This is a genomic window from Lyngbya sp. CCY1209, from assembly GCF_035615495.1.
Lineage (GTDB): Bacteria > Cyanobacteriota > Cyanobacteriia > Cyanobacteriales > Microcoleaceae > Limnospira.
The window spans coordinates 17,706-35,102 of sequence record NZ_JAJENU010000588.1 but is presented as its reverse complement, the minus strand read 5'-3'; the positions used below and the strand labels follow the sequence as shown (position 1 = coordinate 35,102).

Below are 17,397 nucleotides of genomic sequence, written 5' to 3'. Positions count from 1 at the left end.
AGTTTGGGTTAACTTTGCCAATTAATAATGATACTATAGATCAACATTTTTGTCAATATAATTCTGAATTAAAATTCGAGTATAGGTATTGAGATTGTACTCCATTGCCTCTCGGGGTGTCACCCAAGCCCACTCCCGAATTTCTTCATTGGGAACAATTTTTTCCCGGGCGGAGAAAGCGTAGTAGTTGATCATAATAAAATGGGCGGGTTGGCAAAACTGGGAATCCAGAATAGCTTCTTGTAACAGGGCAAAGCGGATTTGCGTCAACTCCAAACCCACTTCTTCTTGGAATTCTCGTATCAGGGCGGAAACGAGACTTTCCCCCCATTCAACTTTCCCCCCGGGAACGCCCCAGGTTCCCCGCCACTTGGTCGTTTTCACGATTAACACTTGTCCGCGATCGTTCGCCACCAAAGCACCGACAGTTGACAAGGGAAATTGTCTTTGTCCTGATGGAGCCGATGTTTTGGCTAGGGTCGTTGGATTTTGTCCGCTCACTTTGATGATTGACTGGTAAATTAGCTGTTCGAGTTGAAGATTGCGATCGCATTTTACCAGATGACGATCGCGGGAGCCAAGAAATGACCCGAAGATCTGCTGCGACGCGGTTTCCGTCCCCGGGCAGGGAATGGAGCGAGGTTAATTGAAAAAGTGATGGTGAGGGTCCAGGTGGCGATCGCCCGTTCCTCGGCGCGAACGGTGACTCCCAGCATGAAAACGAATAAGAACAGGTAGACGTAGCTGGCATCGGCCAAGAAAATGGACTGCTCCCAAGCGGTATAACGGAAAATCCCAAACATCAATAGGGTAGCGGCCAGAACGATCGCCCTTTTGACCCGAGAATTAGCCAGGGCAAGGCGATCGGTATCAGCATCAGGGTCGAAAGGTAGACGGCAATATACCACAGACTGCCGGGGTAAACGGGGATGCGAGACCACAGCTTGCTATCCGGGCTGACCTTTAGCATGGAAGAAAAAGCCGGCAAAAAATTGGGGAAGGCATTCTCTTTGAGGGCGAGGGCAAAAAAGATGCCGATCAGCAACAAAGCGCTGACCATGAGATAGTTCAAATACAGATTGATGAACTGCTTGAGCGATCGGCGCAGCGATTTGACGAAATTTCCACTTCGATTCAGGTAGCCAGAAATGAAAACAAATGCGGTGACATCTGCCAGCAAACTGACTTGCCGAGACACATCTGGTAGATACTCTTCTCCCGTCCAAAAGACGGTGTGGATGTGGATGACCCAGAGGATGAGCAATCCCTTAAATAAGTCGATGAATCGATCGCGATTGGCAGGCATGGTGAGATGTTCAAAATGGTGAGTAATCGGCGCGAGGCAAGTTTTTGTTTCCTCGTCACGCCGGACGGCTAGACTTTAACTTAACTGGATCAAAAATGGCAACCCGCAGCCCGCCGGTCCCCCACCCCGTCCGAACTCGCGACAACCGCGAATCGCACCCCCGAACCCTTATTCGATGGTTTCACCCGTGGAACGGAGCGCCTGTCTGACGGATTCTTCGGACATGGATGTATCGACTTCGACGGTTTTTCCTTCCCAGTCAACTTTAACGTCCGCGTCTTTGTCGGCCGTTTTCACCACTTCTTTGATGGTGGTGGCGCATCCTTGGCAAACCCAACTGGGGACCCGATAGACTGTACTCATAAATAATGACTCTCTATGGTGACTTCAATCTGGCTGTACTTTACAGCTTGGGGGGCGATCGCGTCGTCTGTCTGTCGAAAGATTGATCCCGTTTTGACTGTCATTTTTCCTTCGCCCACCTGCAGATGGAAATCGCTGTCACCTCCGATGTACTCTCTAGCCAATTCGCGGCCGTGGAGCTATAATACTCTAAACCGAACTTTTTAAATTAAAAAATCGGGCGATTCCCACGTGATCGCCTCAGACTTCAAACCGGAGGTACGGTCAATTGACAGGTAATAAAACAAAAAATATCAATAATCCTTTGCTCCCCAACGAGTTGCAAGAAAAAGGAAAAATTCTCCGCATGAGCGGTTTGGCGGGTTTGTCTTTACAATTTATCGCCGCCTTCATCGCCATTTTATCGCTCATTTTTACCAGCACCGGACGGGGCATCGCCGACGACACGAATCCGGCCTTGGGAATCGGAGTGACGTTTGCCGTCATCGGGCTGATCGCGGCGGGATTCGGCATTTTTTTCTCGTTTCGATATAGCCAAATTGGCACACAATTGTTGACGCCCACCGGCGTCGCCCAACCCAAGAAATCGGATACGGTCAAACTGTTGAGGCTGGGGTTGTTGGTCGGGTTGATTGGCATTTTAATCACGTTGATCGGTTCCGGGATCACGGCTTCTGTCTTGATCGCTAAAACGATTTCCCAGCCGCCGGGAACCACCCTTACCGAAGCCAGCGAAGCCGTCCGCGCCCTGGATGTTTTTGTCATCGTCGCCAATTTGAACGGGTTGGCTTCCCACTATATCGGAAGCGTGACTTCGATTTGGCTATTATATCGACTTTAAATCCTCCGTTGTTGGGCTTGAGCCCCCGGAGTGCGTCGCAGCGCCGCAACTTTTTCGGAACAGGAAGGCGGGTATGCGAAGATTAAGTAGGGGGAATTCTCCGGGACTTCCCCTGTTGAGTCGATCGCGAGGAAAAAGAAAAATGGTATTGACACCGGATGGGGAACTCGGCGCGTTATTGGGTGAGGATAACGCCGAACAAATCAACCTGTTCTCCGGACAGTTGAGCGGATTTCCGGGGGGACTGCTGGCTTTGGGGGGAAATGACACCGTTGCGGGATCGGATGACGACGAATTGATTATCGCCAACCGGGGTGCGGACAGCGTATTCGGCGCTGGAGGGGCCGATCGCCTCTACGGTGGAAAAGAAAATGATATCCTGGATGGCGGGGGCGGAGACGACCATTTATTCGGAAATCTCGATGCCGATACGGTGGTCGGAGGTGACGGAAATGATTCTTTATTTGGGGGTCAACAAAATGACCAACTCATCGGTGGGGCGGGCTCAGATACCCTCTACGGTGATTTGGGAATGGATACGGTGACGGGGGGAGAAGGAAGCGATGTTTTCGCCCTTGCCAGTGGCGGACGGGACGTGATTACCGACTTTGAAGATAACATCGATCGCATTTTACTCCCCGACGGGATCGCCGAGATCCAAATTCGGGCGATCGGGGTGAATCAAACCTTAATTACCGTCGCCAATACCGGGGAAGAATTGGCGGTTTTGGAGGGCATCGCAGGGGATGCGATGGACGAAAACGATTTTGTTGGTAATGTTGTTATTGTCGATAACGGCGGCCCGACCGAACCGCCAACCGGTACCAGTTTCCCCGAACAGGTGATTGAATTGACCAATAATTTCCGCGCCCAAAACGGTTTATCTCCTTTGGAATTCGACCCCCAACTGGCGACGGCGGCGCAAACCCATACGGAAAATATGGCGTTTCAAGACTTTTTCTCCCACACAGGGGCGGACGGTTCCGACGTGGGCGATCGCGTCACCAATACGGGCTATAATTACTCCACCGTCGGCGAAAATATCGGCGCGGGTTATCAAACCCCCGAAGCCGTCGTCCAGGGTTGGATCGAAAGTCCCGGACACCGCGCCAATCTGCTGAACCCGGATTTCCAAGAAATCGGAGTCGGCTATTTCTTGTTAGAAGAAGATACCGGAAACGAAAATTGGAATTACTACTGGACGCAGGTTTTCGGTGCCACCTGATCGCCGACCGAGATGCCGGGTTTCCATGCAGAATTGCCGCCAGAAACCCGGTTCCCGGTCTATTCTCAACCGTCGGTCGAATCACCCCATATGGCAGGGAGCGATCGTCGCCATAAAAATCATTGTTTTTGCGTCAAATTTTTCCAAAGAACTGGAGACAATCACCGCGACCATCAATGATGAATGATTGGTCGTTGATTCTTAAATGACTTCAATTCGAGAGTGAGACCTCCTAAATCGGGAACTTAAACTCCCTTTAAACCCAGTTTTAAAGGCGGGTTGCGATCCTCAAATGGTCAAGATCCTGGCAGCCATCGTCACGGAAATATTAGCCGCCCCTAAATTTTACACCACCCCGCAGTTTTTGTCAATTTTATTAACAAGTCAGAGCCGGGGCCGATGGCGCGATCGGCGGCAGTTCTCCCTGCCACCGTCGCCTCAAAATCTGACCTTGACAGATCGAGAGCGGCAATCGAGCTGAGGCAATCCGAGTTGAGAACACCCGAGTCCTGCCAGCCCAAGACCACCCATCTCTAAAGGTACAATTTCTCCCAGCACCAAGCCCATGAAAATGTTATGCTGTATTGAGCCTGTATTGAGTTGAAGCGGGGATTGTTATTTGTGGAAGAATTGATGCTAACAAAATCGGAAAGCCATCAATTTTGGGTTCAGTGGAACGATACTGGAGCCGAGTACCCCCGGGACAAGTGCATCCACCAGTTACTTGAAGAACAGGTAGAAAGAACTCCCGATGCGGTGGCCGTCGTTTTTGAAAACGAGCGACTGACCTACCGACAGTTGAATGCCAAGGCCAACCAACTGGCCCACCATTTGCAACATCTGGGTGTCGGACCCGAGATCTTGGTCGGCATTTGTGTCGATCGCTCCTTAGAAATGCTCGTGGGACTGCTGGGCATCCTGAAAGCGGGCGGCGCCTATGTTCCCCTCGATCCGACCTATCCCCGCGATCGCTTGGCTTACATGGTAGAAAGCGCTCAAGTCGCGATCATCTTGACCCAGGAGAAATTAGTCCCGATCCTCAGAGAAGGGGTGCTCAAGGGCCAAGAAACCCACGGAGAACAGACATCTCGCCTGTTAACCCTGGACGGGGACTGGGACAAAATCGCCCAGGAAAGTGATATGAATCCCGATGGGGGAGTCCAACCTCATAACCTAGCCTATACCATTTACACCTCCGGCTCCACCGGCAAACCCAAAGGCGTGGAAATCGAACATCGCTCGGTGGTCAACTTCTTAACCTCAATGGCACGTCAACCCGGACTGACCGACCGAGACATTCTGCTGGCCGTCACCACCATTTCCTTTGACATTGCCGGACTGGAACTGTACCTGCCCCTGGTGGTGGGAGCCCGAGTGGTCATTGCCCCCCAAGAAGTTGTATCGGAAGGGCAGGTCTTAGCTCAATTAATCGAAAATTCCGGCGCCACGGTCATGCAGGCCACGCCAGCCACTTGGTATCTGCTCCTCGCTTCCGGGTGGCAAGGCCAACCGGGCCTGAAAATCCTCTGCGGCGGCGAAGCCCTGCCCCAAGCCCTGGCCGATCGCCTCCTTGACACCGGAGCCCACCTATGGAATATGTACGGGCCTACAGAAGCCACCATTTGGTCCACGACCTACGAAGTGGGCAACGGTCGCCGTTCCGCCGACAATGCCGATGATATTAGCCACCTCACCCAAAACGGTCCTGAATCCGTCGGCACTCCCATCGCCAATACCCAAATCTACATTCTCGACGAAGAATTTCAACCCGTCCCCATCGGGGAACTCGGAGAACTGTACATCGGCGGAGACGGTCTGGCCCGGGGCTACCGCGATCGCCCCGATTTGACCGCAGAACGATTTATTGCCAATCCCTTCGGCCCGGGACGACTCTACAAAACGGGGGATCTGGCCCGCTACCTGGCTAACGGACACATCGAATTTCTCGGTCGCATCGATCACCAAGTCAAAGTCCGGGGTTTCCGCATCGAACTCGGAGAAATCGAAACCGTTTTGAACCGGCACGGCGGCGTCCATCAAAGCGTCGTCGTCGTTAAAGAACGGGAACGGACCGGGGAATACCTCTCGGAAGCGGATAAGCGCCTGGTGGCCTACGTCGTCCCCGACCCCAACTACCGGGGCGAGGAGGAAGCGGAAGCGGAAACAGAAAACACAGAAGAACAAATTTCCCAGTGGCAGGAACTTTGGAACCTCGCCTACAGCAAAGAAACCCGGGCGTCAGACCCCACCTTCAACATCAGCGGTTGGAACGACAGCTACACGGGGGCACCCATTCCGGCGGTAGAAATGCGGGAATGGCTGCAAGGGACCGTGGGGCGAATTCTCTCCTGTCGTCCCCAGCGGGTGTTGGAGATCGGCTGCGGTACGGGGATGCTGCTGTTTCGGGTGGCGCCTCACTGCCAGTCTTACTATGGCATCGACCTGGCCCCGGCGGCTTTGCGTTACATCCAGACGCAAATCGAGAAGTTGGAGGGGGATTGGTCCGGCGTCGAGTTGCGGCAGGGGGTGGCCGACGAAGCGATCGCCCGTATTGAGCCGGGAGAAGTGGATACGGTCGTGATCAACTCGGTGGTGCAGTTGTTCCCCAATATCGATTATCTGGGGTCGGTGCTCTCCCAAGCGGTGGAAAGGGTTGGATCGGGGGGGACTGTCTTCGTGGGAGACGTCCGCAGTCTGCCCCTACAGCCAGCTTTCCACACCTCGATTCAATTGCAGAAAGCCCCCGACGAACTGCCCCGAGAAACACTGCGAAAGCGGGTTTTGAAAAGTATTGCCGGGGAGGGACAGATGACCATCGACCCCGACTTTTTTATCGCCCTGCAACAACGCCTACCCCAGATTGGCTGGGTGGACATTCAACTGCGGCGGGGGCGTTACCACAACGAAATGAGCCAATTTCGTTACGATGCCATCCTCCATGTAGGGGATGCAGGCGAGGCGGTAGAGCCGAATTGGGTGGATTGGCAAGAAGACGGACTGTCCTTGGCGGCGGTGCGGGACTTGTTGGGAGGTGAGCCGGAAATTGTCGGTATCAAACGAATTCCCAATGCCCGGGTTTGGGGGGAAGTCAAACTGTTTGAATTGTTGGAAAGTGCCGAGGGACCCGCAACCGTTGGCGAACTGCGCCAAATTTTACCTCAATTGACCGAAAATGCCGTGGAGCCGGAGGATTGGTGGAGTTTGGGCGACGAATTCCCCTATCATATCGCCATCACTGTGTCGGGTTCCGATGCCCCGGGCTGTTACGACGTGATCTTTCAACACGATGCGATCGCGCCCAAGCCCGTCATGACGACCCACCCAGGCCCGCTCAAACCGTGGACGGCCTACGCCAACAATCCCCTGAGCGGGAAAGTGGCCGGGGAGCTGGAACCGGAATTGCGCCGATACTTGCACGATCGCTTACCAGAATATATGGTACCGGCGGCTTTTGTCATTCTCGACGAAATGCCCCTGACTCCCAACGGCAAGGTGAATCGGTTGGCCCTCCCCGCCCCGGAACGGTCCCGCCCGGAATTGGCGACGGCTTTGGTGATGCCGCGGACCGAAACCGAAAAAGCGATCGCCAACGTCTGGCAAGACCTTTTACAGTTAGAAATTGTCGGGATTAACGATAACTTTTTCGATCTGGGAGGGAATTCTTTACTCCTCACCCAAGTTCATCAAAAATTAGTCGCGCTTTTTGACCCGACCTTATCAATCGTCACCCTCTTCCAATACCCCACCATCGCCACCCTCGCCCGAGAGTTGAATCCCACCTCGGAAGAATCGGCAAAAGTCGAGGGTTCTGCTCACCGAAAAAATGGTGCCACCCGCAATACAGACGGCTCAGATATCGCCATTATCGGCCTAGCCGGTCGCTTTCCCGGGGCTAACAATATCGATGAATTTTGGCAAAATTTAGCGGCGGGTGTCGAAAGTATTTCCAGTTTTGATGATCGGGAATTGGAATTCGCAAACCCCGAATTACTCGAGGATTCTAACTACGTCAAAGCCGGTGGCGTTTTAGAAGATATCGATCAATTTGATGCCGCGTTTTTTGGCTACTCTGCCAAAGAAGCTGAAATCATGGACCCGCAACAACGGCTGTTTTTGGAATCGGCCTGGACCGCCGTTGAAAGTGCGGGTTACAACCCCGAAACCTACCCGGGATCGGTGGGGGTGTACGCCGGCTCGGGGATGAACAGTTATTTAATTAACAACGTGCATCCCAACCGGGGATTTTCTCCCCATCGCACCTTCTTAGAATCCGCCCAAGACCTCCAGGTGAGACTCACCAACGGCAAAGATTATCTGCCGACGCGGGTTTCTTACAAACTCAATCTCAACGGTCCGAGTCTGAACGTTCAAACCGCCTGTTCGACGTCTCTGGTGGCCGTTCACATGGCTTGTCGGAGTTTAATCAACGGCGAATGTGACATGGCTTTGGCGGGAGGCGTTACCGTCAGCGTCCCCCAAAAGACGGGTTATTTGTACCAAGAGGGTATGATCGGTTCTCCCGACGGAAAATGTCGGGCTTTCGATGCGGATGCGAAGGGGACGGTTTTCGGCAACGGTGTCGGCGTGGTGGTGCTGAAATTGCTCTCCCAGGCAATTGAAGATGGGGATAAAATTCATGGGGTGATTAAGGGCTCGGCCGTCAATAACGATGGTGCCCTGAAAGTCGGCTACACGGCGCCGAGCGTCGAGGGGCAGGCGGCGGTGATTTCCGAAGCCCTGGCGGTGGCGAATATCGATCCTCGTACTATTGGTTATATCGAAGCCCACGGGACGGGCACGACCCTGGGAGATCCCATCGAAATCGCGGCATTGACTCGGGCGTTTCAGAACTCGATTGAAGAACCCGAAGAAAAGGGCTATTGTGCGATCGGTTCGGTGAAAACGAATATCGGACATTTGCTCGAAGCGGCGGGGATGGCCGGTCTGATCAAAACGGTGCTGGCCCTTAAACACAAGCAAATCCCGCCCTCGCTGCATTTCCGGCAACCCAATCCCAATATCGATTTTGACAATAGCCCGTTTTATGTCAATACGTCCCTCTCGAAATGGGAGAAAAATGGCACGCCGCGACGGGCCGGGGTGAGTTCGTTTGGGATGGGCGGCACGAACTGTCACCTGGTACTTGAAGAGGCGCCGGAGATCCCCCCCGGCCCCCCTTACAAAAGGGGGGAGATGGAAGATCCCCCCCAGCCCCCCTTGGGAAGGGGGGGGCCAGAAAGTTCATGCTTGGAAAGGGAAGATCCCCCCCAGCCCCCCTTGGGAAGGGGGGGGGCAGAAAGTTCATGCTTGGAAAGGGAAGATACCCCCCAGCCCCCCTTGGGAAGGGGGGGGCCAGAAAGTTCATGCTTGGAAAGGGAAGATACCCCCCAGCCCCCCTTGGGAAGGGGGGGGGCAGAAAGTTCATGCTTGGAAAGGGAAGATCCCCCCCAGCCCCCCTTGGGAAGGGGGGGGCCAGAAAGTTCATGCTTGGAAAGGGGGGAGCCGGGGAAAGGGCGTCCTCTGCATCTGTTGACGTTATCGGCCAAGACGGAAAAAGCGCTGTTGGAGTTGGTGGGGCGTTACGTTGACTATTTGGACTCGGAACCCGAGGCGGATTTGGGAGATATTTGTTTTACCGCGAATACCGGACGCCAGCATTTTAACCATCGTTTGGCTGTGGTGGCGAGCTCTCAAACCGAACTGCGGGAACAGTTGGCAACCGTTGACCCGGATAGTGTCAGAAAAGTGGAGGTCAAAGCCACAAAAGGAGCCATTGCATTTCTATTTACGGGTCAGGGTTCCCAATATGTGAATATGGGCCGGCAACTGTACGAGACTCAACCGACGTTCCGGGATGCGATCGCCCACTGTAATGAAATTCTACGGCCCGAGTTGGAGACGCCCTTACTCGATGTCCTCTATCCCCCAGAAGACATCGGAGATGCCAACCTGATCAATCAAACCGCCTACACCCAACCGGCTCTATTTGCCCTGGAATATGCCCTGTACCAGCTATGGACCTCCTGGGGCATTGAACCGGATATCGTCATGGGACACAGCATCGGCGAATATGTTGCCGCCTGCGTGGCCGGCGTGTTTAGCCTCGAAGACGGTTTGAAACTGATCGCCGAACGGGGGCGCCTGATGCAAGCCTTGCCACCGGGTGGGGAAATGGTTTCCCTGCGGGCGACGGAGGAACGGGTTAAGGCCTTGATCCCTCCCGACTCGACCGAAGTTTCCATCGCGGCCATTAACGGTCCGGAGAGTATCGTGATTTCCGGAACAGGGGAGGCGGTGCGAAAGGTTTGTGCGGTTCTGGAAGCAGAAGGCGTCAAAACCAAGCCGTTGACGGTTTCCCACGCCTTCCACTCGCCCCTGATGGAGCCGATGCTGGCAGAGTTTGAGAAAGCGGCGCGACAGATTGACTATTCGCCACCCAAGATGAAGCTGATTTCCAATGTGACGGGTTCTCTGGCTGGGGAGGAAGTGGCGACGCCCGAATATTGGTGCGGCCATGTGCGGCAGGCGGTGCGTTTTGCACCGGGGATGAAAGCAATTGATCGCCAGGATGTGGGAGTATTTATCGAAGTCGGCCCGAAACCGATTCTGTTGGGTATGGGGCGGCAGTGCCTACCCGAACATGAGGGGCGATGGCTTCCGAGTTTGCGTCAGGAGCGAGAAGATTGGCCGCAACTGTTGAGTTCTTTGGCACAATTGTATCTGGATGGAGTGGCGATCGCTTGGTCTGGCTTCGACCGGGATTATTCGCGCCGTCGGGAATTGCTCCCGACCTATCCCTTCCAGCGAGAGCGCTATTGGTTGGAGACTCCCGAGTGGTATCGCCGGGGTTTATTGGACCGGGCGGGTCAAGTCGCCTCTGAGTCCGAAAACGGCGAGTCCGCGGCGGGCGAGCCCCTGGAAAACTGCCTCTACGAAGTGGACTGGCAACCCCGGCCGCTCCCGCCGGGACAACCCCAACCGGCGAAACATTGGCTGATTTTCGCCGATGGGTACGCGATCGCCGATCGCCGGGGGGTCGGGGATCAGTTGGCGCGACGGTTGCGGGCGAGTGGCTGTCCCACGACGATCGCGGTTCCAGGGCCGGAATATCAGCGCAAGGACGACGGACATTTCACCCTCGACCCCGATCGCCCGGAACAGTTCCGGCAACTCCTACGGGCCGTCCCGGATGTGGAGGTCGTCGTTCAGATGTGGGGTTTGGATGCCCCCACAATTGAGACAACCACCCAGTTGGAAACGGCGACGAAAATGAGTCTGGGCAGTACCCTGCACCTGGTTCAAAGCCTGATCGAAGAATGTGCCGAACTGCCGAAGCTGTGGCTGATCACCCGAGGGGCGCAGCCGGCGGGTGATGCGGCGAACGTCCCGGAAATCGGCCAGTCTCCGCTCTGGGGAATGGGTCAAGCGATCGCCCTGGAACACCCGGAACTGCACTGCCGCATCGTCGATCTGGACCCGGATGCCGGGGCAGAAAATGAAGTCGAACTCTTGACAGAAATTGCCTCTTGTGATACAGAAGACCAGGTGGCGTTCCGGAACGGCACCCGCTACGTCCCCCGCCTGGTGTCCCGCCGTTTGGAGGAGAAACAACCGCTGGCTCTCAATGCCGATGGCACTTATTTGATTACCGGCGGTACGGGCGGTTTGGGATTGCGGGTCGCCGGTAGCATCGTCGAACGGGGGGGCAAAAATCTCGTTCTCGTCGGACGCGGCGAACCGAAACCCGAGGTCAAAGACCGGATCGAAGAACTGGAAGCGGCTGGGGTGCGGGTTATGAGTTATAGCTGCGACGTCTCCGATCCGGAAAAAGTGGCCGAGTTACTGGCGCACATCGACAACACCTTGCCCCCCCTGCGAGGCATCGTCCACGCGGCGGGAGTGGTGGACTTCTGCGGACTGTGGCAGCAGGACTGGACCCGCTTTGCCCGGGGGCTGGCGGCTAAAGTGCAAGGGACTTGGAACCTGCACTCGCTGACGGGCGATCGGCCTTTGGACTTCTTTGTGTGTTTCTCTTCCCTCGCTTCCTTGTTGGGTTCCCACGGTTTGGCCAGCTACGGGGCGGCGAACGAGTTTATGGATGCGATCGCCCATCACCGCCGTTCTCTGGGACTGCCGGCATTGAGCGTCAATTGGGGACCCTGGGCGGAAACGGGTATGAATGCCCGACTGGATGCGAACCACCGGCAACGGTTGTCCGCCTGGGGACTGGCGGAAATCGCCCCCGATCGCGGTTTGGCGGTCTTGGAGCAACTCTTGACCCAAGAGACGGCCCAGGTGGGAGTGCTGCCGGTGGATTGGTCTAAATGGCTCGGGCAGTTTTCTGAAGTGCCCCCGTTTTACGAACAAGTTGCCGCCAATACAGGTGATCGCCAAGAAGTAGAGACGCGATCCCCCCTAACCCCCCTTAATAAGGGGGGAACCGGATCTGTAGAGACGCGATCCCCCCTAACCCCCCTTAATAAGGGGGGAACCGGATCTGTAGAGACGCGATATATCGCATCTCTACCAGCAGAGCAGCGGCGATCGCATCTGATGTCACACCTGTGTACTTTGGTGGCGAAAACCCTGGGGTTGAAGAATGCCCAGCAAATTGATCCAAATACCCCGTTAGCCGATTTGGGACTGGATTCTTTGATGGCGATGGAATTGCGGCATCGTCTCAAATCGAGCTTGGGATGTTCCTTGGGTTCGACCTTTCTGTTTAAATATCCCACCGTGACGGCGTTGTTGGATTATTTGGAACAAGAGGATTTCGTGATTCCCGGCGAAACCACGCCAGCATCGAGCCCACCCACCCCGGACCGTTTGGGCGATCGCTCCACGGTGGTGCCCATTCGCCCGGAAGGGTCCCAACCCCCGCTGTTCTTGGTGTCGGGAATTTTGGGGAGCGTTTTCGACCTCTATCCCTTGGGGAAATATTTGGATGGCGACCGGCCTATTTACGGATTGCGATCGCTCGGCACCGATGAGGGTGAACAACCGTTAACCCGGATGGAAGAGATTGCGGCGTACCATATCCAATCCATACTCGAAATTCAGCCCGACGGACCCTATTATTTGGGCGGCCATTCCTTCGGCGGGAAAGTCGCCTTTGAAATGGCCCGACAGTTGCGATCGCGGGGTCAGGAAGTCGCCTTTTTGGCCGTCATGGACATTCAAGTGGGCGTCCCCGAACCGGAAAAAGATGTGGCTTCTTGGGATGAGTCCCGATGTCTTGCCCATTTGAGCAAAATTTATGGCAGCATTTTGGGGAAAGATTTGGGGGTCGAGTCTGGGGCGCTGCAACTTCTGAGCGATCGAGAACGGCTCGATTATTTACACTTGGTTTTGAAAATGGCCGGTCAGCCCTTGGCCCAAAGCGATTTGCGGCGAATGGCCGCTATTTATAAAGCCAATACTCAAGCCAGCGTCGAATACCGAATACCCAAGAGCGATCCGATACCGATGGTTCTCTTTCGGGCGGCGGAGGCGGGCGCCCTGGGAAATTATCTCCCGGATGAGGCCGGCACCGAAGCCGATCCCACCTGGGGATGGCAGGGGGCGATATCGGTTCCGATCCAGTGGGAATTGGTCCCGGGGAACCATTTCACGATGCTGGCCGAACCCCACGTCCGGGTTTTGGCCGAACGGCTGCAATTGGTTTTGGAGCAGTAAGCCATCAGGTTTCAGCTATCAGGGTACTCGGGACTTCCGAAAATGCCGAAACATTTCAATAATGGGCAGTTCACCGATGCTGATGGCTGAAAGCTTGTCCTGGGCTGGCCGAAGGGCTAACTGCTGATTGCCATCTGAAAATACGCGATTAAAACTCTCACAAAATGAACAAAAAAACCGACAAAGTGCATTTGGTTTACAGTGCCAAGAGTCCCGAAGAATTGGCGAAAAGATATGACGAATGGGCGAAAGAATACGAGGGAGATTTGTTGCCGGAAAACTACACCGGGCCGGAACCGGCGGCGGACGTTTTGGGCAAATATGTCTCCAAGGATGCCAGCATATTAGATGCGGGCGCCGGAACGGGTTTGGTCGGCGAAATCCTCCACCGGCGGGGCTACCGCAATATAGAAGCGATGGATCTGTCGGCCGGAATGCTGGAAGAAGCGCGGAAAAAAAATGTTTATACCGGATTTCACCAAGGCATCTTGGGCGAACCGTTGGAGTTGACAACTGACCGGTTTGATGCCATTATTAGTGTGGGCACGTTTACATTGGGTCATGCGCCGAGCCGCGGGTTTGACGAACTGATCCGGATTACCAAACCGGGAGGATACATCGTTTTTACTATCCGCCCGGACTATTACGAAAACAGCGATTTCAAAGATCAGCAAGCCGCCCTGGAAGCAGAAGGCAAATGGCGGTTGGTGGAAACAGGAGAACCGTTCCTCAACCTCCCGGAAGCCGAACCGGATATTTATTTGCAAGTCTGGGCTTATCAAGTTTGCTGATTTGGGCAGAGAAACTGAGGAGATAAAATTAATGCAGAATCTAGAAGAGAATTTATTAACCCAGAGCGATCGCTTTTTGACCGTGCGCGGCAAGCGATTTCATTACATCTGGTTGTACGACCATTGTTTGTGTCCCAAATGTCACCATCCCAGTTCCTTTCAAAAAATTCAAGATCTGAGTGATGCCGTAGAACTGCCCAAACCAAAATCAGCGAAGTTGCACGATGAAACGCTCATCATTGACTGGGAAGAAAACCCACCCCATCGCAGTATTTTTCCCGTATCTTGGCTATTAAATCGCGCTTATGACCCCCAACCCGAGCCGAGATTGGCTCCCCGGGAAAAGGTACTTTGGGACCCAGCCATGTTGGAAAGTAATCCACCCGAGTGGTGCGATTATAAACCGGATTGTTTTGAACCTTGGATGAATCAACTCTCTACCCTGGGCTTTACCCGATTGCGAAAAATGCCTTGGGAGAAGTTAAATGGGTTCATGTCTTCCATCGGGCCGACTTACTATCTCGGTCAAAATGGTCCTTACTGCACCGTCAAAGCAACTCCAAAAGATGGAGACAAATCCTTGTCCCCGGAGGGTCAGGACTTATCTTTCTTTGCCAATGGCTTATCGCCCCATACGGATATTACCTACCTCCCCACTCCCCAAATTGTACAACTGCTTTATTGTGTAGAAAATGAAGCATCTGGAGGGGAGTCTATCGTCATCGATGGGTTTCGAGTGGCGGAAGACTTTCGTCGAGATTATCCCCGTTACTTTGACATTTTGACTCGCACTCCTGTCACTTTCTCGCAATTCTATCAAAGCTGGCATTATTACGTTTCCCAGACTACGCCTATTCTCCAGGTCAAAGATACGGGGGAAGTCGCGAAGATATTCTTCTGCCATAAAAATTTAGACTTGGATTTACCGTTCGAGCAGGTAGAAAGTTTTTATGAAGCCTACTCTACCTTCTTTCGCTACCTGAAAAATCCCGCTTACGAATACTCTTTCCGGATGCGGCCGGGAGACTGCTTGTTGGTCCAGAATTTCCGAATTCTGCACGGACGCAAAGCCTTCGATCGCGGTTCGGGATCTCGGCATCTAGAAGTGTCCTATATGGACTGGAACTACTTTGCGGGGCGACGGGACTTTTATGCAGTAGAATTTTTGTACAAATCAATCGGAGGTTTCTGCGACAATGGATAGTCAAACTTACACCCGACTCGATACCCTGACTCGGGAACAGTGTGATTTTTCCTTCAAATGTTTTGAAGAAGAACTGGTCAACAATATCCCAGACCGAATTATTCAAAGTTTGCTCAACTTGCGAAACTATCACTTGGGAAGTCAAGTCAATAGCCTCGAACATTGCTTGCAAACAGCGACACGGGCATTTCGCGATGGGGCCGACGAAGAAATGGTGGTTTGTGCCTTGCTACACGATATTGGCGAAGAACTCGCACCCTACAATCACGGTCAAATGGCCGCCGCGATTTTACGCCCTTATATATCGCCGGAAAATGCTTGGATGCTGGAACATCACCAACTGTTTCAAGCCTATTACTACAACCATTTTATCGGGCGCGATCGCAACGAGCGCGACCGGTTCAAAGGGCATCCGGCTTTTGAACGAACTTTGATGTTCTGCGAAGGCTGGGATCAATTGTCTTTTGACCCCAATTATGATACCATGTCCCTGTCTGATTTTCGACCGATGCTCGAGTCAGTTTTGAGTCGGGAACCTTATGGTTCTATCAAATCCTGATCATTAACCACACAACATCTGTGTCCGAACCGTTCGGGCGAGATCGCTGTAGCAACCCGGTTTCTAAAAACCGTTTCAATCGTCGATAAATTCCGCTTCGCAGATGGTCGATTCTCGGTGGCTGAGATCGATTTCGTCCCACATTCCGTTCAATAATGTGGTGTGAAAGTATTCTCCCCCCTGATTCATTTCCACCTGCGGCGCTTCTTTGGAATAGTTCTGGCCCTGGGTGATGCTTCTTTGGGCCTGATAGTAAACGTAGGCATCCGCGTTGACGCACATGACGTGATAAAAGTCTTTGTTGGCGCCGACTTGATCGCCGATTTTATAACGCGCCAAACCCCGGTTTAAGTAGGCTTTAATGTAGCTGGGATCGATCGCCAGGGCCCGGTCAAAATCCGCGATCGCCGCCTTGACATCTTTGAGGCTGTAGTAGGCGCAACCGCGATTGTAGAAGGCGTAGACGTTGTAGGGATCGATTTTTAGGGCACTGTTGTAGTTGGCGATCGCCTCGTCGTATTGCCCCAACTGCTGCAGGCACAAACCCCGATTGATGTGGGCTTTGATATAGTGGGGATCGAGCTTCAAGGTGCGGTTGAAATCTTCGATCGCCTCCTGCTTTTTCCCTAAAATATAATAAGCCCTGCCCCGATTGTAATAGGTTTTGTGATTGTGGGAGTTGATTTCGATCGCTTGGTTGTAGTGAAGGATCGCCTCTTCGTTGTTTCCGGTTTGCGCGATCGCCAGTCCCAAGTTATTATAAACTCCGTCACTCTTCGGACTCAGTTTCAGGGCTTTTTTCAAGTCCCGCAGCGCCTTTTCCGACTCCCCCAAATGCCGCCAGGCGTTGCCGCGATTCAGATAAGCATCCACCAGCTTGGCATCGATCAACAGGGCGCTATTAAAATCTTTGATGGCTTTTTTGTAGTCTTTTAAGTAGTAATACAACAGCCCGCGATTGTTGTAGGCGATCGCGTGATTGGGGTTTTCTTCCAAAACCCGATTCAGGTCGTTCAAAGCACCTCGATAATTCCCTTGCTTGGCTTTTGTCAAACCTTGTTGATAGAGTTTTTTGGCTTTCATGGGAGAACTCCTCAAATGACTGGCTCGGGGTAGAATGTCGCGTTTTTAATAGAATTGACTGGCAACCGTTCGGCAGGCTACGGGGAATCAATATCAGTTATCGGGATGATGTCACGCGGGGATAGATTGACCCGTTCAGATAAACGATACGTTGGCAAATTGTCGGCTTGGAAAAATCCTGCGATCGCTATAGAATCGATTTCAAAATTTTAACCTTTCCATCTTTTTGGGAAGTCGGCTCGTCAGAAATTTCTGCACCGATCCCACATGGCGAATAGAAAGGATTCCAAGTCACCGCACAGATTCTATTATAGCAATCATATAGCTATGGGCGATCGTCTTCGGCTCAA

12 protein-coding genes are annotated in these 17,397 nt (G+C 53.5%); 7 read left to right on the top strand and 5 right to left on the bottom strand.

Annotated features, from left to right (window positions below; genetic code table 11):
• Positions 1–33 precede the first annotated feature (33 nt).
• The 4 genes from LKE08_RS21475 to LKE08_RS21460 form a co-directional block, all read right to left on the bottom strand.
• Positions 34–435, bottom strand: coding sequence for an NUDIX domain-containing protein (locus LKE08_RS21475; RefSeq protein WP_324706304.1), 402 nt, complete (start codon positions 433–435; stop codon positions 34–36).
• Between the two features lie 119 nt (positions 436–554).
• Positions 555–803, bottom strand: coding sequence for a hypothetical protein (locus tag LKE08_RS21470; RefSeq protein WP_324706303.1), 249 nt, complete (start codon positions 801–803; stop codon positions 555–557).
• Positions 803–1,306 carry an acyltransferase family protein gene (locus LKE08_RS21465; protein ID WP_324706302.1) on the bottom strand — a complete coding sequence of 168 codons (504 nt, stop codon included), beginning with the start codon at positions 1,304–1,306 and terminating at the stop codon, positions 803–805. Before LKE08_RS21465 ends, LKE08_RS21470 begins: the two co-directional genes overlap by 1 nt.
• A gap of 168 nt (positions 1,307–1,474) precedes the next feature.
• Entirely contained in the window at positions 1,475–1,669 is a 195-nt protein-coding gene (locus LKE08_RS21460) for a cation transporter (RefSeq protein ID WP_324706301.1), read from the bottom strand.
• A 268-nt stretch (positions 1,670–1,937) separates the two neighbouring features.
• Between LKE08_RS21460 and LKE08_RS21455 the strand changes: the two genes are divergently transcribed.
• From LKE08_RS21455 to LKE08_RS21425, 7 genes are all read left to right on the top strand, one after another.
• On the top strand, positions 1,938–2,510 hold the full coding sequence (locus LKE08_RS21455) for a DUF3611 family protein (protein WP_324706300.1): 573 nt from the start codon (positions 1,938–1,940) through the stop codon (positions 2,508–2,510).
• A 142-nt stretch (positions 2,511–2,652) separates the two neighbouring features.
• On the top strand, positions 2,653–3,735 hold the full coding sequence (locus LKE08_RS21450) for a CAP domain-containing protein (protein WP_324706299.1): 1,083 nt from the start codon (positions 2,653–2,655) through the stop codon (positions 3,733–3,735).
• A gap of 292 nt (positions 3,736–4,027) precedes the next feature.
• A complete protein-coding gene (locus LKE08_RS21445) occupies positions 4,028–4,216 on the top strand; it encodes a hypothetical protein (RefSeq protein WP_324706298.1) in 189 nt (62 codons plus the stop codon).
• 152 nt (positions 4,217–4,368) lie between these two features.
• Positions 4,369–13,410 (top strand): polyketide synthase, encoded by a 9,042-nt coding sequence (locus tag LKE08_RS21440; protein WP_324706297.1) that lies wholly within the window; start codon positions 4,369–4,371, stop codon positions 13,408–13,410.
• 164 nt (positions 13,411–13,574) lie between these two features.
• Positions 13,575–14,201: a methyltransferase domain-containing protein gene (locus LKE08_RS21435; RefSeq protein WP_324706296.1), complete on the top strand. Its 627-nt coding sequence runs from the start codon at positions 13,575–13,577 to the stop codon at positions 14,199–14,201.
• 31 nt (positions 14,202–14,232) lie between these two features.
• Positions 14,233–15,405, top strand: a complete 1,173-nt coding sequence (locus LKE08_RS21430; protein WP_324706295.1) for a TauD/TfdA family dioxygenase — start codon at positions 14,233–14,235, stop codon at positions 15,403–15,405.
• Positions 15,398–15,964: an HD domain-containing protein gene (locus LKE08_RS21425; protein ID WP_324706294.1), complete on the top strand. Its 567-nt coding sequence runs from the start codon at positions 15,398–15,400 to the stop codon at positions 15,962–15,964. Before LKE08_RS21430 ends, LKE08_RS21425 begins: the two co-directional genes overlap by 8 nt.
• Positions 15,965–16,039: 75 nt before the next feature.
• Here the strand turns inward: LKE08_RS21425 and LKE08_RS21420 are convergent, their stop codons facing one another.
• Positions 16,040–17,047 carry a tetratricopeptide repeat protein gene (locus LKE08_RS21420; RefSeq protein WP_324706293.1) on the bottom strand — a complete coding sequence of 336 codons (1,008 nt, stop codon included), beginning with the start codon at positions 17,045–17,047 and terminating at the stop codon, positions 16,040–16,042.
• Positions 17,048–17,397 lie beyond the last annotated feature (350 nt).

Bases quoted from the DNA above. Each gene is read 5' to 3' on its own strand.
- LKE08_RS21470 (WP_324706303.1), bottom strand. From the start codon at position 803: ATGTTTGGGATTTTCCGTTATACCGCTTGGGAGCAGTCCATTTTCTTG.
- LKE08_RS21465 (WP_324706302.1), bottom strand. From the start codon at position 1,306: ATGCCTGCCAATCGCGATCGATTCATCGACTTATTTAAGGGATTGCTC.
- LKE08_RS21460 (WP_324706301.1), bottom strand. From the start codon at position 1,669: ATGAGTACAGTCTATCGGGTCCCCAGTTGGGTTTGCCAAGGATGCGCC.
- LKE08_RS21450 (WP_324706299.1), top strand. From the start codon at position 2,653: ATGGTATTGACACCGGATGGGGAACTCGGCGCGTTATTGGGTGAGGAT.
- LKE08_RS21445 (WP_324706298.1), top strand. From the start codon at position 4,028: ATGGTCAAGATCCTGGCAGCCATCGTCACGGAAATATTAGCCGCCCCT.
- LKE08_RS21440 (WP_324706297.1), top strand. From the start codon at position 4,369: ATGCTAACAAAATCGGAAAGCCATCAATTTTGGGTTCAGTGGAACGAT.
- LKE08_RS21435 (WP_324706296.1), top strand. From the start codon at position 13,575: ATGAACAAAAAAACCGACAAAGTGCATTTGGTTTACAGTGCCAAGAGT.
- LKE08_RS21430 (WP_324706295.1), top strand. From the start codon at position 14,233: ATGCAGAATCTAGAAGAGAATTTATTAACCCAGAGCGATCGCTTTTTG.
- LKE08_RS21425 (WP_324706294.1), top strand. From the start codon at position 15,398: ATGGATAGTCAAACTTACACCCGACTCGATACCCTGACTCGGGAACAG.
- LKE08_RS21420 (WP_324706293.1), bottom strand. From the start codon at position 17,047: ATGAAAGCCAAAAAACTCTATCAACAAGGTTTGACAAAAGCCAAGCAA.